Source organism: Brucella anthropi, assembly GCF_046630315.1.
GTDB classification, from domain to species: Bacteria; Pseudomonadota; Alphaproteobacteria; order Rhizobiales; family Rhizobiaceae; genus Brucella; species Brucella anthropi_A.
The window spans coordinates 161,248-176,610 of sequence record NZ_LQBD01000024.1 but is presented as its reverse complement, the minus strand read 5'-3'; the positions used below and the strand labels follow the sequence as shown (position 1 = coordinate 176,610).

Genomic DNA, 15,363 nt, shown 5'->3' with positions numbered 1-15,363 from the left:
GACATACATGGAAGAAAAACAGACCATCCCGCTCGAAATCAAGAGCGTGGAAACGAAGGCGCTTGGCCATAATGATGGCGATGTATCCGAGGCTTTCGACGAGTTCATGACGGCCTTTTCGGCGTTCCGCGAGGCCAATGACGAACGGCTGAAGAAGGTCGAAAAGGGTGTGGATGCCGATGTGCTTTTGCGCGACAAGGTCGACCGCATCAACCGCGCGCTTGACGAGCAGAAGGCGGCGCTCGACCACTATGTTCTCAAGCAGGCGCGTCCGCCGCTTGGCGGCGGCGCACCGCTTGCCAATGTCGAGCACAAGCAGGCTTTCGACGGCTATGTTCGCCGTGGCGACGAGCAGACGCTGCGCGGGCTGGAGCAGAAGGCGCATTCCTACGCCTCCGGTCCGGATGGCGGCTATCTGGTGCCGGCGGAACTGGAAACCGAGATCGGACGCAGGCTGGCCGTGCTGTCGCCGATCCGCGGCATTTCCAGCGTGCGTCAGGTTTCGGGCGCTGTGCTGAAAAAGCCGTTCTCGGTCAGCGGCCCGGCCACGGGCTGGGTCGGCGAAACCGATGCGCGTCCGCAGACCGCTTCGGCAAAGCTGGCCGAATTGCAGTTCCCGACCATGGAAATCTACGCCATGCCGGCGGCGACCGCATCGCTTCTCGACGATGCGGCCATCAATGTCGAACAGTGGATTGCCGAGGAGGTGGAAGCAGCCTTCGCCGAACAGGAGGGTGCAGCCTTCGTCAATGGCGACGGTGTCAACAAGCCGCGCGGTTTCCTGAATTATGAGAGCGTCGCGGATAATGCCTGGGCCTGGGGCAAGATCGGCCATATCGCCACCGGCGTTGCGGGCGCTCTGCCGGATGCGGACCCGTCCGACAAGCTGATCGAGCTGATCTACGGCCTGCGTGCCGGTTATCGCCAGAACGCGAATTTCGTCATGAACCGCAAGACGCAGAGCGTGTTGCGCAAGCTCAAGGACAAGGACGGCAATTATCTCTGGCAGCCGCCATCCGCCGTTGGCGAAAAGGCGTCGCTGATGGGCTTCGGTCTGGTCGAGGCCGAACATATGCCGGACATCGCGGCCGACAGCGCGGCCATTGCCTTTGGCGATTTCGGGCGCGGCTATCTGGTGGTGGACCGCATCGGCGTGCGTGTGCTGCGCGATCCTTATTCCGCCAAGCCCTATGTGCTCTTCTATACGACCAAGCGCGTCGGCGGCGGGGTGCAGGATTTCGAGGCAATCAAACTGCTGAAATTTTCCGCCTGACGGAACCGGCAGCGTGAAGCTGTCAGTTTTCTCAGGGAATTTCGGGCCCACCCTGCCGGTTTTGGCAGGTGGTTTCCGGTTTCAAAGCGGGTGAATCTTCACCCGGAATTCATGCTTAACTGTCTGATTGAGGGGAAAGCCCATGACAATGTTTCTTGTCACGCCACCGGCGCTGGAGCCGGTGACGATCGCTGACGTGCGCGCATTTTTACGAATTTCCACCGATAGCGAGGACGATCTTCTGCGCCGTCTCATCGCGACCGCCCGCGAAATCATCGAAGCCGAGACCGGCCTGTCGCTGATCGACCAGACCTGGCGCCTGCGCGTCGATCGCTGGCCGCGCTCGGGCCGCCTTGCCCTGTTCAAATATCCGGTCAAATCGGTGGCAGCCGTGGTGGCCTACCGGCGGGACGGAACCGCAATCAGTTTCGAGCCGGAAGAATTCGTCCTGCACCATAACCGCAGGCCGCAGCGTCTTTATATGGCGCAATATCCCGACGCAGCGGAATTCATCGGCCTCGAAGTCGATTTCGTGGCCGGTTTCGGGGAGAGCGGCGTCGAGGTGCCGGACGCTCTCAAACATGCGATCCTGACGCTCGTGGCGCATCTCTATGAATCGCGCGCCGGTGTCGATGCGGATGCCGTGCAACGCTCCTTCCCGCCGGTCATCAACCAGATGATCGATGGCTGGAAGCGGGTGTCCCTATGAACAATGTGCTCTTCATCGATCCGGGCCAGCTCACATCCGAACTGGTGCTGGAGGCGATGCAGCCGGTGGCGGACGGCATGGGCGGCTATGATGAGACATGGTCCGAGATCGGCATGGTCTGGGGCCGAATCGAGCCGCTCTCCACATCGCAGAAGGATTTCGGCACACGTCCGCAGCCGGAAGTGACGCATCGCATCCTGCTGCGGTTTCGGCCTGATCTCTCCACCGCCATGCGGCTGCGCAAGGCGGGGCGGGTCTTTTCACTGCGTTCCATCCACGATCCCGATGAAAGCGAACGCTATCTCGTCTGTCTCGCGAGCGAACAGGGACGATGAATATTTCAATGCAACTTACATTCGATGGTCTTGTCCGGGCGCTGCGCTGGAAAGCGTTGTCTGTCCGGGAAACCGTCGCGGTTCAACAGGCGCCGGGATCGGATGATACCGGCATTCGTACAGCTCAGGATGCAGGCGGGGGCAAGCATGAGGAATGGCGCGGCAGCATTGCAGAAGGCTCTGTTTGAGGCTCTGAAGAAGGATGGCGAACTCATTGAATCGATAGGCGGGGAGCGCATCTACGACCATGTCCCGCCCAAAACACCCTTTCCCTATGTGACGCTTGGCGAGACCGCCAGCCGCGATTGGGACACGTCGACGGAAAAGGGCGGCGAGCATTTTCTCAATATACAGATATGGGCCAGGGAAAGCGGGCGCAAGCGTGTGCTCGACATTGCGGCAAAGATTGCGACGGCGCTTGACGAAAAGCCGGTCGAGGTGAGCGGGCACCGGCTCGTAAACCTGATGCTGACGGAAGTTCTGGCCCGCAATACCGACGGACAGGGCAGCTATCTCGGCACCATGCGCTATCGCGCCGTGACCGAACCCGCAGACTAACACTACAGTTGCATTCTTCGTGATGCCGGGCTGCAAAGAGCAATTTGTCTGCGTTCCGGTGCTCATGTACCCAAAAGTACATTGCGCTCCGGTACTCGAAAATCACTCTTTTCGCCACGGCCTGACGAATTTGCAACTGTAGTGCTAAATTTCAGGGAGATTTTGAATGGCAGCACAGAGAGGCAAGGACATCTTGCTCAAGACGGCGCGTGACGACGGCACGTTTGAAACCTGCGCGGGCTTGCGCACCAAGCGCATCGCCTTCAACGCCGAAACCGTGGATGTAACGGATGCCGACGCCGCCGGTCGCTGGCGGCAATTGCTGGCGGGCAGCGGGGTGCAGCGCGCATCCGTCAGCGGGTCGGGCAGCTTCAAGGATGCGGCGTCCGATGCGCTGATCCGCCGGATATTCTTCGATGGCGAAATCCGCGACTGGCAGATCGTTCTGCCGGACTTCGGCACGATCAGCGGGCCGTTCCAGATAACGGCGCTGGAATATGGCGGCAATCACGATGCCGAGGTGACGTTCGAGATCGCACTGGAATCGGCAAGCCTCATCACCTTTGGTGAAGCGCTGTGATGGTCAATCGCCATCGCGGCGAGGTCGCCGCAAGGCTCGATGGCCGCGACTGGACGCTCTGCCTGACGCTTGGCGCGCTGGCGGAACTGGAAGCGGCGTTCGAGGTCGACAATCTTTCTGACCTGACGGCGCGCTTTTCGACGGGGCGGCTGTCGGCGCGCGACATGCAGCGCATTCTGTGTGCCGGGCTTCGCGGCGGCGGTCATGCGGTGAGCGCGGATGACGTGGCCGATATGCGCGCTGAGGGCGGGGCGGCAGGCTTTGCCCGCATTGTCGCATCGCTTTTGACGGTTACGTTCGGAGCGCCTGAAAAGGATTTCCCGCCAAACCCTTGAATGCCGCAGTTGAATCGAAATCTCCACTGCCGCCTTTTCCCTGGGATGAGGCGATGCGGGCGGGGTTCGGTCTTCTGCGGCTTTCCCCACAGGCATTCTGGTCGATGACGCCGCGTGAATTGAACGCCGCGCTCGGCCCCGCCGCGCCGGTTTTCGATGCGCCATCGCGCCGCTCACTCGAAACGCTGATGCGCGCCTTTCCCGACAGGTGAATCATGACAGATGAAACCGTTACCGTATCCGTTAACGCGGATACGAGCGCCTTCGACCGCGCTCTGACCGATCTCGAAAAACGCTCGTCGAGCTTCGGCAACAGCCTCAGCTTGGCTTTGAAAGGCGCGATCACATCCGGCAAGGGGCTGGAGGACGTGCTGCGCGGCCTTGCCGGCAGCCTGGCCGGGACCGCGCTTTCAGCGGGTATGCAGCCCTTGCAGAGCCTGACTTCATCGATGATGGGCGGGCTTTTCAGCGGCATTCGCGGCATCATGCCCTTTGCCAAGGGCGGGGTGGTGTCGAGCCCAACCTATTTCGGCATGGGCAACGGCTCGCTCGGCCTCACCGGCGAGGCGGGGGCCGAAGCCATCCTGCCGCTGGCGCGCGGCGCGGATGGTCGCCTGGGCGTTGCGACGGGCGGCGGCGGCAAGCCGGTGCAGGTCGTCTTCAACATGACGTCGCCGGATGCCTCGTCCTTCCGCAAGTCTGAAGCCCAGCTTTCGACCATGCTGGCAGGCGCGGTGCGCCGCGGCGCAAGGAGGCTTTGATAATGGTTGAAGCCTTTCATGATGTGCGCTTTCCGCTCGGCGTGTCCTTCGGGGCGACGGGCGGGCCGGAATGGCGCAATGAGATCGTCACACTCACCTCCGGCATGGAAAAGCGCAATGCAAGATGGGCGCATTCCCGCAGGCATTTCGATGCCGGAACGGGTCTGCGCTCGCTGGATGATTTGCGGCAGGTGCTGGCCTTTTTCGAAGCGCGGCGCGGTTCGCTTCATGCGTTCCGCTTTCGCGATCCGTTCGATTTTTCGTCTGCTGCGGGCAGTGTGCCGCCCAAGGCGACCGATCAGCGGATTGGGGTGGGCGACGGGGCGAAGGCGGGCTTTCAGCTCGTCAAACACTATGAGAGCTATGACCGCCCGATCACGCATCCCGTGGCCGGTTCCGTGCTGGTCGCGGCCAATGGCGCGGCCATGCCGGAAGGCGAAGCCTTCACGGTCGATCACGCCGCTGGCACGGTGACATTTTCACCGGATTACGTGCCGGCACCCGGTGTGAATATCACCGCCGGATTTCTGTTCGATGTGCCGGTGCGTTTTGACACGGATCGCCTGACGGCAAGCATCGCCTCATTTCAGGCGGGCGAAATTCCGTCGATCCCGATCATAGAGGTGAAGATATGATCCCGGTTCCGGCAGAACTTGAATCGCATTTGAAAGGCGAGGTGACAAGCCATTGCTTCGCCTGGCTTATCAGACGAAGCGACGGCGTTGTTCTGGGCTTCACCGACCATGATCGCACATTGCAGGTGGGGGGGATTGCCTGCGAACCCCTGACGGGGCTGAACAGCAGCGAAGCCTCGACCACGCTCGGCCTGTCGGTGGCGGGCGGCGAGGTCGAGGGCGTTCTGTCATCCGCGACGATCAGCGATACGGATATCGAGCAGGGCCGCTATGATGGCGCTTCCATCGAGGCCTATCTGGTCAACTGGTCGGCACCGGCACAGCATATGCTTTTGCGCCGCTGGACGGCTGGCAGGATCAGCCGGTCCGGCAGCCGGTTCGTGATGGAACTGAAAGGGGCGGCGGCCGCGTTCGACGCGGTGCGCGGACGCCGCGTGCTGCGCCATTGCGATGCGGATTTGGGCGACAGCCGTTGCGGCGTCGATGTCAATGATCCGCGTTACGTTGCGGAAAGCACGGTGCAGGCTTCGGATGGTCCAAGCCTGACTGTGACGGGTCTGGACCGCTTTGCTCCCGGCTGGTTTTCCGGCGGGATGCTCAACTGGACCGGCGGCGCGAATGCCGGTCGTGCGGTCCGCGTGACGGTTCATGCCGGACAGGTTTTGCAACTTGCCGAACCGCCGGTGCTGCCTGTCGGCGAAGGCGATGCGTTTCGCATCATTGCCGGGTGCGACAAGAACTTTGCGACCTGCAAGGCGAAGTTCGCGAATGGTGTGAACTTTCGTGGTTTTCCCCATCTGCCGGGCAATGACGCGGCCTATGCCTATGTCAATGGCGGCGGTGAATATGACGGGAGCGCGCTCGTTCCATGACGATGGCTGACGAGGTTCTGTCCGAGGCGGAACGGTGGATCGGCACGCCCTATCGTCACGGCGCTTCCAGAAGGGGTGTCAGTTGCGATTGCCTCGGTCTGGTGCGCGGTGTCTGGCGCTCGCTTTACGGCTGCGAGCCGGAAGCGCCCGCCGTCTATGCGCCCGACTGGGCCGAGGTTTCGACCGGCGATCCCATGCTGGAAGCGGCATCCCGCCATTTGATCCGGCGGGGTTCCGAGCCAGAGCCCGGCGACCTTGTCGTGTTTCGCTGGCGGGCAGGCGTTGCGGCCAAGCATCTGGGCATCATGGCGCATGATAACCGTTTCATCCATGCCTATCAGGGGCATAGCGTGATGGCGTCGGCGCTGGTGCCGCAATGGCGCAATCGCATCGCTGGAATTTTCATCTTTCCCGAACGGAAAATCTGAAACATGGCCACAATTGTTTTGCAGGCGGTGGGTGCTGCGGTCGGCGGCATTTTCGGGCCTGTCGGTGCCGCTATCGGCGCCGGTCTTGGCGCGATGGGCGGCTATGCCATCGACAATGCGCTCATCAATTCCACACGCCATGTCGAGGGCGCGCGCCTGAATGGCGGGCGTGTCGCCACGGCGGAGGAAGGGGCGGCTCTGCCCTTTGTCTATGGCACGGTTCGGGTTTCCGGCACGCTCATCTGGGCGACCCGCTTCGAGGAACGGAAGACGACGGAACGCCAGGGCGGCAAGGGTGGGCCGAAAGTCACCAGCTACAGCTATTTCGGGAATGCCGCCTATGCGGTCGCGGAAGGTTCGATCGCTGGCATTCGCCGCATATGGGCCGATGGGCAGGAACTCGATCTCACCGAGATTGAAATGCGCATCTATCGCGGCACGCAGACACAGGCGCCCGATCCGCTGATCGAGGCGAAACAGGGGGCAGGCAACGCGCCCGCCTATCGCGGCACGGCCTATGTGGTGTTCGAGCGCATTCCGCTCGACAGGTTCGGCAATCGCCTGCCGCAGTTCCAGTTCGAGGTGATGCGGCCTGTCGGCAAGGTTGCAGGGTCCATCCGGGCGGTGGCGCTGATCCCCGGCTCGACGGAATTCGGACTGTCGCCCGATCCGGTGAGCGATGAACCGCTTGCCGGTCAGAAGCGCTGGATCAACCGCAATATCTTGCGCGCCCGCAGCGACTGGGCGGCTTCGATGGACGAGTTGCAGGCGCTTTGTCCGGACTTGCGCCATGTCGCGATTGTGCTGCCATGGTTCGGCGATGATCTGCGCGCCGGTTCCTGCCGGATCAGGCCGGGCGTCACCGCGCTTTCAGCCCGTAAGCCCAGCCATGCGTGGGCGGTGGAAAATGTGACGCGGGCGACGGCCCATCTCATTTCCACAAGCGGCAAGGGCGCTGCCTATGGTGGAACGCCATCCGACCAGACGGTGATTGCCGCCATTCGCGATGCGAAGGCGCGTGGGCTGAAGGTAACTTTATACCCTTTCATCATGATGGATGTGCCGGAAGGCAATCAATTGCCGTCGCCCTATGGCGGCATTGGCCAGCCTGCCTATCCATGGCGCGGGCGCATCACCTGTCACCCTGCGGTCGGCGTCGCCGGATCGCCCGACAAGACGCCTGCCGCGGGCGAAGAGGTGCGGGCCTTTGTCGATGGGCAATGGGGCTATCGCCGCTTTCTCAACCATTGCGCCGATCTGGCCCGGCGGGCGGGCGGCGTCGATGCCTTTCTGCTCGGATCGGAACTGCGTGGCTTGACCGCCATCCGCGATGGACAGGAGAGTTTTCCCTTCGTCGCGCATCTTTGCACGCTTGCCGCCGACATGCGGGCAAAGCTCGGCAATGGTTGCAGGATCACCTATGGCGCCGACTGGTCGGAATATTTCGGCTATCAGGCGCAGGATGGCAGCGGCGACCTTTTCTTCAATCTCGACCCGCTCTGGGCGCACCCGGCCATCGATGCCATCGGGATCGACAATTATATGCCGCTTGCCGACTGGCGTGACAGCGATCTCGACAATGGCAACCCGGACGGGTTTGCGACGGCCTATGATCTCGATGGCCTTGCGGCTCAGCTGGCCTCCGGCGAGGGCTATGACTGGTATTATGCAAATGCCGGGGATCGCGCGGCCCGCAGGCGTTCGCCCATTACGGACGGTCTGGCGGGCAAGCCATGGGTCTATCGCTACAAGGACCTGGAAGGCTGGTGGAGCAACCGGCATTATAACCGCGTCGCGGGGGGCGAAGCCGCGCAGCCGACGGCGTGGATACCGCAGTCGAAGCCCTTCTGGTTCACGGAGCTTGGCTGTCCCGCCGTCGACAAGGGGCCGAACCAGCCGAATGTCTTTCCCGATCCGAAATCGTCGGAAAATGCAACGCCGTATTTTTCCAACGGATCACGCGCGGATATCGGCATGGACCGCTTTGTGCGCGCGCATTACCGCCACTGGCAGGACAACAATCCCGTTTCCCCGCTCTATGGCGGGCCGATGCTGGATATGGATCGCATCTATCTGTGGTCGTGGGACACGAGGCCGTTCCCGGAGTTTCCGCTCGCTGCCGATATATGGGGCGATACGGAAAACTGGCGTCTCGGCCATTGGCTGAACGGGCGCATCAGCGGTGTGTCGCTGGATGAGCTGATCGCTGGCATCCTCAAGGATTTCGGCCTGCCGGAAGCCGATTGCGCCGGTGCCGATGGCTTTCTTTCCGGCTTTGTGATCAGTGAGCCATCGAGCGCGCGGGGCGTGCTGGAGCCGCTTCTGAATGTCTTCGGCGTTCACGGGTTTGAACAGGCCGGGCGCTTCATCTTCAAAAGCATCACCCGTGCGGGATCGGTGCTCGCCCTGCCTGATTTCGTCCAACCGGAGGATCGGGAGGCGCTTACCGTCACCATCGAGGATCGCGGCGATCTGCCCTCCGTGGCCGAGCTTTACTGTAACGATCCGCTGCGCGATTTCCAGATTGCCGGGGCTTCGGTGCGTCGTGCGGAGGGACAGGGCACGGAAACATTGAGCCTTTCCGGCGTCATGGAACAGGGGCAGGCAACGGCGCTCGCCGAAGCATGGATGGCACGGCGCCATGCGGAACGGCGCTCGGCGGATTTCGCGCTGCCCTGGTCGATGGCGGCCCTTCATGTCGGCGACCGCGTGCGGCTTGGCATTGTGGGCGGCGCGCGCAACTATGTTGTCACGGGTCTGGACGATGGAGAGGTTCGTACTGTCCGCGCCGTGGCGCTGGCGCCGAACATCGCCTTTGCCGATCACGGCAAAACGCCGACCAGTCCCGGCGGCGGTCCGGCTCTCGATATGAAGCCGATCTTTCACATGATCGATCTGCCGCTCTGGCCGGGCACGGAGGAGCCCGCCGGACAATTCCGCATCGCCTGCCATGCAAGGCCGTGGCGCGGCGCGGCTGTATTCGCGTCACCTTCGGATGACGGCTTTGCGGAGCGCGCCATCGTGCAGGACCGGGCCATCATGGGGGAACTGACCGCGCCGCTGCAAGGCGCTCCGAGCGGACGCCTGATCGAGGGGCAGTCGGTCGAGCTTGCGCTTTATGCAGGCGAGCTGCAATCGCGGCCAATGGCGCAGATATTGAATGGAGCCAATACGGGCCTGCTGCGGGCACCGAATGGCGAATGGGAGGTGTTCCAGTTTCTGGAGGCTGAGGAAATAGGCCAGAACCGCTGGAAACTGACGCGCCTTTTGCGCGGACAGTTGGGGACAGAGCGGGCGGCATCCGCCCTGAAGGAAGCCGAAACACCCTTCATCTTGCTGGACGGCGCGGTTGTGCCAGCCGGTTTGCATATCCCGGAAATCGGGCTTGAACTGAACTGGCGTGTCGGAACGGCGGGCAAGGCCTTTTCGGATGACTATTTCGATACGGTCCGGACAAGCGGCGGTATGCGGGGCTTAAGTCCGCTGAGCCCGGTTCATCTGAAGCTGGTGCGGCTGGCGAATGTCGATCTGTCCTTCAACTGGATCAGGCGCGGGCGGATCGATGCCGACGGTTGGCCCGATAACTGGCTTGGTGAGGATATTCCGCTTGGCGAGGAGCGCGAGGCCTATCGCATCGAAATCTGGCGGAACGACACGCTGGTCCGAAGCAGCCAGACATCCGCGCCGTCATGGATTTATGGCGCGGCGGAACGACAGGCCGATCTCGGCAATATGGCATTCGGGGCGGCACCCGGTGCGGCATTGCAGTTTCGTGTCGCAATGATGGGCGCAAAAAGCGGGCCGGGCGATTTTGCGCATCTCGATATCCCGGCAATCGACAACTGACAGGAAAAATTATGAACGCAGATAAATCTTGGTATCTTTCGCGCACGGTCTGGGCTGGCTTCGTCGCTCTTTTTCTCTCGCTTGCGGGCATTTTCGGTGTGGCGACCGATGTGATCGACCAGGGCGCGCTGACGGATGTTCTGCTGCAACTGGCGACCGCAATTGCCGGAATTGTTACGATAATCGGGCGTATCGGAGCAACTTCACGCATTTCATAATTTTACAAAGCGTGATAGTCAGAGGCAGAATTTTCCTTTGGGCCCGGAAGAGGAATGGTTGTTCATGCATCGTTCAGCTGTGGGGCGCTATACAAGGCGGCATGATGAAACAGAACCCTGCACTCAAAGTTTTCGCGCTTCTCGCGGTTAGTATTGGCTTCTCGCCGGTCGATGCCGGTGCCCTGCCGATCACTGCGCCGCAGAAGTCCAGTCTTGTTGTCGCCGCCGCCGGGGATTGCGCGGCGATCGGCGAACAGGTGGCTGTCCAGCAGGGCGGCCAGCTTGCCAAGGCAACCGCCACGACCCAGAACGGCCGCCCCATGTGCGTGGTCGTGGTGCTCGTGCCCGGCCGCGATGGCGAGCGTCCGCGCCGCGTGGAAGTGGCCGTTCCCGCTCAATAACAGCGGCTGTTGTCGCTGTTCTTTATGGATTGAGGGAGAATGTCCGCTTGCGAATCCTGATCGTTGAAGACGACAAGGACCTGAACCGGCAGCTTTCCGAAGCAATGGCTGCTGCCGGTTATGTGGTCGACCGCGCCTATGACGGCGAAGAAGGTCATTATCTCGGCGACACCGAGCCCTATGATGCCGTGGTGCTCGACATCGGCCTGCCGCGCATGGACGGCATCAGCGTCGTGGAGCGCTGGCGGCGCAGCGGGCGCACCATGCCCGTTCTCATGCTCACCGCCCGCGACCGCTGGAGCGACAAGGTCGCCGGTATCGATGCCGGCGCCGACGACTATGTGGCCAAGCCCTTCCATATCGAGGAAGTGCTGGCGCGGCTGCGCGCATTGATCCGCCGTGCGGCTGGCCATGCATCGTCGGAACTCGTCTGCGGGCCGCTTTATCTCGACACGAAAACGTCGAAGGCAAGCGTCAACGGGATCGCGCTCAAGCTCACCTCGCACGAATACCGGCTTTTGTCCTATCTGATGCATCACATGGACGAGGTGGTTTCGCGTACCGAACTGGTCGAGCATCTCTACGATCAGGATTTCGACCGCGATTCCAACACGATTGAAGTCTTTGTCGGTCGCCTGCGCAAGAAGATGGGTGTCGATCTGATCGAGACGGTGCGCGGCATGGGCTATCGCATCCGCTCGGAAGGGGAGGCCGGGGGCGACATGAAAGGCAGTGACAGCTGAAGCTTCTCCGGGTTTTTCCTCCGCTGCGCTCGCTTGCAGTCCGCGTCGTCACCCTGTCCACGATCTGGGTCGCCGTCGCGCTTGTGGTGGTGGCAACCGTCATCGGATCGCTTTATGGCGAGGCCGCGCGCAGCAATTTCGAACGCCTGCTGACCGCCCATCTGTTCAGCCTCGTCGGCGCTGTCAGCACGTCCGGCGAGGGCGCATTGCAGGGACGCCCGGAACTGGGCGAGTTGCGCTATTCGAGCCCGCTTTCCGGCTGGTACTGGTCCGTCGATCCCGTCACGCCCAATCTCACCGGAAAGCTGCAATCGCCTTCGATGCTCGGGCGCATCGTGCCGGAAATGCCGGTGGCGCAGGCCCCCTTCGACAGTTCGTTCATGCGCAGCTACACCTTGCCCGGCCTCAACGGCGAGGAGCTCTTCATCGTTGAAACGGAAGTGGTTCTGGACAATGCCAACCGTGTGGCGCGCTTTCGCGTCATGGGCAATCTCAGCGAGGTCTTGAAGGAGATATCCGATTTCAGAACCCGCCTCGCGATCTATCTGGCGATCTTCGGCATCGGCAGTATCCTCATCAATGCCGCCGTGATTCTGTTCGGCCTGCGGCCTCTCGACAAGGTGCGTCAGGCGCTGGCCGATATTCGCGAGGGGCGCTCGTCGAAGCTCGACGCATCGCTGCCCGTCGAAATTGCGCCGCTCGCGACCGAAATGAACGCGCTCATCGAAAATAATCGCCGCATCGTCGAGCGGTCGCGAACACAGGTCGGCAATCTGGCGCATTCCCTCAAGACGCCGCTTTCCGTGCTGGTCAACGAGGCGCGGAGCATGGGCGGCGAACATGGGCGCATCGTGCAGGAACAGAGCGAGGCGATGCAGGTGCAGATCCAGCATTATTTGCAGCGCGCGCGCATTGCAGCACAACGCGACAGCGTCGTGTTCCGCACGCCGGTGACGCCGGTTCTGGAGCGCATGCAGCGCGTGACGGCGAAACTCAACCCGGCGTTCAGCGTTACCTTTCGGAATGATCTTCCCGGCGCGGTTTTTGCCGGCGAACGGGAGGATCTGGAGGAAATCGTCGGAAATCTGCTGGAAAATGCCGGCAAATGGGGCCGCAAACGCATCCATATCGGGCTTGCCGTCATTTCTGGGGAGCAACGCCAGTTTGAAATCCTGATAGAAGATGACGGGCCGGGCCTGGCGGCGGACAAGATCGAGGCGGCGCTGAAACGCGGCAGCCGTGTCGATGAAACGAAACCGGGAACCGGACTGGGGCTCGCCATCGTGCAGGATACCGTCCGCGAATATGGCGGCAGCCTGCATCTGGGCAAGAGTTCTCTGGGGGGGCTCGGCGTCCGGGTCGTGCTGCCGATGACGGAAGATTGACTGTTGTGTTTGGCCGAAACCACACTAGAAGATTAAGTTGAAAAAGCCACTTATGTGCATGCTAATCGTTTATGAAGGCCGGTTGTTATGATGATGGTATCCAGGTTTTCTCGCCCCGTTTCCGTTGCTTCCGCGATGCTTGCCGTGGCGCTTGCAGTGTCGGCTTGCGGCACGACCAAGGGCACGGGTCTCGGTTCGCTGGGCGGCGGCGGTTCTGCGGCGCAAAAGCCCGAAACCAGCCTGCTGGCATCGCTCGGCAATGGCCTGCTTGGCAGTTCCGCAAATCAGTTGAGCGCAGCCGACCGCAGGAAGGCGCTGGAGGCTGAATATCGTGCGCTTGAATATTCACCGGCGGGCAAGGCGGTATCGTGGAGCGGCAGCGGATCGAATTCCGGCGACGTGACGGCGGCGCAGCCCTATCAGGTCGGCTCCCAGAATTGCCGCCAATATTCGCACAGCTTCACCATCGGCGGAACGCAGCAGACAGCCCGCGGAACGGCATGTCGCAATCCGGACGGAAGCTGGACGCCGTTGACCTGACGCCCGCCTTTGCGGCGAATTGCCCTAGTCGGCAACTTAACGCAGGTATTGGTTGGTTTTTCCCCTGGCAGCGCTTAAGTCGTAGCCATGGATTTCTGGCTTATCGCAGCATTACTGACATTGGCGGCCACACTGGCTGTTTTGTTGCCTCTCACGCGGCGCAAGCAGGCATTCCTGCCTGCTGAAAAGAACGATCTTGAGGTTTATCGGGATCAGTTGCGCGAAGTCGAGGCCGATGCGGCGCGCGGCATGATCGACCCGCAGAGCGCCGAACAGGCGCGCATCGAAATTTCGCGTCGCATTCTGAATGCTGAAAAGGCGGGCAGGGAAGCCGCGGATGCCGCCGGCAAGGCGGCGCCGGGCCGGTTGCTGGCTTTTCTGGCCGTGCTCGCAGTGCCGCTGGTCGCCTGGGGCATCTATCCGCTGTTCGGCAAGCCGGACATGCCGTCCATGCCGCTGGCCGAACGGCTTTCAGCCAATGCGAATAGCGGCTCCGTCGATGAGCTTGTGGCGCGGGCCGAGGCGCATCTGGCGCAAAATCCGGGCGATGTGCGCGGATGGGATGTGCTGGCGCCGATCTATCTGCGGCTTGGCCGCGCGGGCGATGCCGTCAATGCCTATCGCAGTTCCATCCGCATCGCCGGTGAGAATTTCCCGCGTGTTCTGGGATTGGGCGAAGCGCTGGCCACCGCTTCGGGCGGCACCGTGACCGCCGAGGCGGAAAGCTTTTTCAGGAAGGCCGCCGATCTCGAACCGAACGATGTGCGGCCGCAATTCTATCTCGCGCAGGGCGAGATGCAGGATGGCCGCATGGATGTAGCCGCCGACCGCCTGCAGGCGTTTCTCGACAAGGCGCCCGCGGATGCGCCGTGGCGCGGCCAGATCGAGCAGTCGATTGCCCGGCTTCGCGGCGCTGCTTCCGGCGGCGAACAGCAGCCGAAAGGGCCGACGGCGGACGATGTCGATGCCGCTTCGACGCTCAGCCCGCAAGACCGTCAGGCGATGATCGAAGGCATGGTTCAACGTCTGGATGAAAGTCTTCGCCAGAACGGCGGGGATGTCGACGGCTGGAAGCGCCTTGTGCGCTCCTATATGATCCTCAACCGCCGCGATCAGGCGCTGGACGCTCTCAATCGCGGCATGACGGCCCTTCAGGGCGAAAGCCGGTCGAATCTTGAGAGTTTCGCGGCCGGTCTTGGACTGGAACTTCAAACTGGGAACGCACCAAAATGAGCGCGACCGCAGACGACAATGCACGCAGCACCCAACCGGCGGGCAGTTTCGCCCGCACCGTCAGCCGGAGAAAGCGCAAGCGCCTGTTCCTGATCGGCGGCGCGCTGGTGGTTCTGGCCGTGGCGGTCGGGCTGATGCTGATGGCCTTCAGCCAGGATATACGGTTTTTCCGCACGCCGGCGGACCTGACGGAACAGGACATGGCCTCCGGCTCGCGGTTTCGTCTCGGCGGTCTGGTTGAGGAGGGCTCCGTCAGCCGCGAGGGCAGCGAACTGCGTTTCACGGTGACGGATACGATCAAGACCGTGAAGGTCGTTTTCGAGGGCATTCCCCCCGATCTCTTCCGCGAAGGGCAGGGCGTCGTCGCCGAAGGGCGCTTTGGAGACGACGGGATTTTCCGTGCCGACAATGTTCTGGCGAAGCACGACGAGAATTACGTTCCCAAGGATCTTGCCGACAGCCTGAAGGAAAAGGGCGTATGGGAAGGCAAATGACGTTTGGCTGCCCGGCA

At 62.1% G+C, this 15,363-nt stretch carries 20 protein-coding genes; all 20 read left to right on the top strand.

The window, feature by feature from the left end:
• Positions 1-7 precede the first annotated feature (7 nt).
• Positions 8-1,273 (top strand): phage major capsid protein, encoded by a 1,266-nt coding sequence (locus AVM02_RS13260; protein ID WP_411507399.1) that lies wholly within the window; start codon positions 8-10, stop codon positions 1,271-1,273.
• A gap of 142 nt (positions 1,274-1,415) precedes the next feature.
• On the top strand, positions 1,416-1,982 hold the full coding sequence (locus AVM02_RS13255; RefSeq protein ID WP_411507398.1) for a phage head-tail connector protein: 567 nt from the start codon (positions 1,416-1,418) through the stop codon (positions 1,980-1,982).
• Positions 1,979-2,317 (top strand): phage head closure protein, encoded by a 339-nt coding sequence (locus tag AVM02_RS13250; RefSeq protein WP_411507397.1) that lies wholly within the window; start codon positions 1,979-1,981, stop codon positions 2,315-2,317. The genes AVM02_RS13255 and AVM02_RS13250 overlap by 4 nt, the downstream gene beginning before the upstream one ends.
• Before the next feature lie 8 nt (positions 2,318-2,325).
• Entirely contained in the window at positions 2,326-2,505 is a 180-nt protein-coding gene (locus tag AVM02_RS13245; protein WP_411507396.1) for a hypothetical protein, read from the top strand.
• Positions 2,465-2,875 carry a DUF3168 domain-containing protein gene (locus AVM02_RS13240; RefSeq protein WP_411507395.1) on the top strand — a complete coding sequence of 137 codons (411 nt, stop codon included), beginning with the start codon at positions 2,465-2,467 and terminating at the stop codon, positions 2,873-2,875. Before AVM02_RS13245 ends, AVM02_RS13240 begins: the two co-directional genes overlap by 41 nt.
• A 166-nt stretch (positions 2,876-3,041) precedes the next feature.
• Positions 3,042-3,455 carry a phage major tail protein, TP901-1 family gene (locus AVM02_RS13235; RefSeq protein WP_411507394.1) on the top strand — a complete coding sequence of 138 codons (414 nt, stop codon included), beginning with the start codon at positions 3,042-3,044 and terminating at the stop codon, positions 3,453-3,455.
• Positions 3,455-3,790, top strand: a complete 336-nt coding sequence (locus AVM02_RS13230) for a gene transfer agent family protein (protein WP_411507468.1) — start codon at positions 3,455-3,457, stop codon at positions 3,788-3,790. Before AVM02_RS13235 ends, AVM02_RS13230 begins: the two co-directional genes overlap by 1 nt.
• Positions 3,787-4,002, top strand: a complete 216-nt coding sequence (locus AVM02_RS13225; RefSeq protein ID WP_411507393.1) for a rcc01693 family protein — start codon at positions 3,787-3,789, stop codon at positions 4,000-4,002. The genes AVM02_RS13230 and AVM02_RS13225 overlap by 4 nt, the downstream gene beginning before the upstream one ends.
• A gap of 3 nt (positions 4,003-4,005) precedes the next feature.
• Complete coding sequence (locus AVM02_RS13220; RefSeq protein WP_411507392.1) at positions 4,006-4,551, top strand: phage tail tape measure protein; 546 nt, start codon at positions 4,006-4,008, stop codon at positions 4,549-4,551.
• A gap of 2 nt (positions 4,552-4,553) precedes the next feature.
• On the top strand, positions 4,554-5,186 hold the full coding sequence (locus AVM02_RS13215; RefSeq protein ID WP_411507391.1) for a TIGR02217 family protein: 633 nt from the start codon (positions 4,554-4,556) through the stop codon (positions 5,184-5,186).
• Positions 5,183-6,058, top strand: coding sequence for a DUF2163 domain-containing protein (locus tag AVM02_RS13210; RefSeq protein WP_411507390.1), 876 nt, complete (start codon positions 5,183-5,185; stop codon positions 6,056-6,058). Before AVM02_RS13215 ends, AVM02_RS13210 begins: the two co-directional genes overlap by 4 nt.
• Positions 6,055-6,486 carry an NlpC/P60 family protein gene (locus AVM02_RS13205; protein ID WP_411507389.1) on the top strand — a complete coding sequence of 144 codons (432 nt, stop codon included), beginning with the start codon at positions 6,055-6,057 and terminating at the stop codon, positions 6,484-6,486. Before AVM02_RS13210 ends, AVM02_RS13205 begins: the two co-directional genes overlap by 4 nt.
• 3 nt (positions 6,487-6,489) lie before the next feature.
• Positions 6,490-10,332, top strand: coding sequence for a glycoside hydrolase/phage tail family protein (locus AVM02_RS13200; protein WP_411507388.1), 3,843 nt, complete (start codon positions 6,490-6,492; stop codon positions 10,330-10,332).
• Positions 10,333-10,343: 11 nt separating this feature from the next.
• A complete protein-coding gene (locus AVM02_RS13195) occupies positions 10,344-10,550 on the top strand; it encodes a hypothetical protein (protein WP_411507387.1) in 207 nt (68 codons plus the stop codon).
• Positions 10,551-10,654: 104 nt separating this feature from the next.
• Complete coding sequence (locus AVM02_RS13190) at positions 10,655-10,951, top strand: hypothetical protein (RefSeq protein ID WP_411507467.1); 297 nt, start codon at positions 10,655-10,657, stop codon at positions 10,949-10,951.
• Between the two features lie 47 nt (positions 10,952-10,998).
• Positions 10,999-11,694: a response regulator transcription factor gene (locus AVM02_RS13185; RefSeq protein WP_411507386.1), complete on the top strand. Its 696-nt coding sequence runs from the start codon at positions 10,999-11,001 to the stop codon at positions 11,692-11,694.
• Positions 11,695-11,747: 53 nt separating this feature from the next.
• Positions 11,748-13,079 (top strand): ATP-binding protein, encoded by a 1,332-nt coding sequence (locus AVM02_RS13180; protein ID WP_411507466.1) that lies wholly within the window; start codon positions 11,748-11,750, stop codon positions 13,077-13,079.
• An 87-nt stretch (positions 13,080-13,166) separates the two neighbouring features.
• Complete coding sequence (locus tag AVM02_RS13175) at positions 13,167-13,619, top strand: hypothetical protein (protein WP_411507385.1); 453 nt, start codon at positions 13,167-13,169, stop codon at positions 13,617-13,619.
• Positions 13,620-13,706: 87 nt separating this feature from the next.
• Positions 13,707-14,852: a c-type cytochrome biogenesis protein CcmI gene (ccmI, locus tag AVM02_RS13170; RefSeq protein WP_411507384.1), complete on the top strand. Its 1,146-nt coding sequence runs from the start codon at positions 13,707-13,709 to the stop codon at positions 14,850-14,852.
• A complete protein-coding gene (gene ccmE, locus AVM02_RS13165; RefSeq protein ID WP_411507383.1) occupies positions 14,849-15,346 on the top strand; it encodes a cytochrome c maturation protein CcmE in 498 nt (165 codons plus the stop codon). The genes ccmI and ccmE overlap by 4 nt, the downstream gene beginning before the upstream one ends.
• Positions 15,347-15,363: the final 17 nt, after the last annotated feature.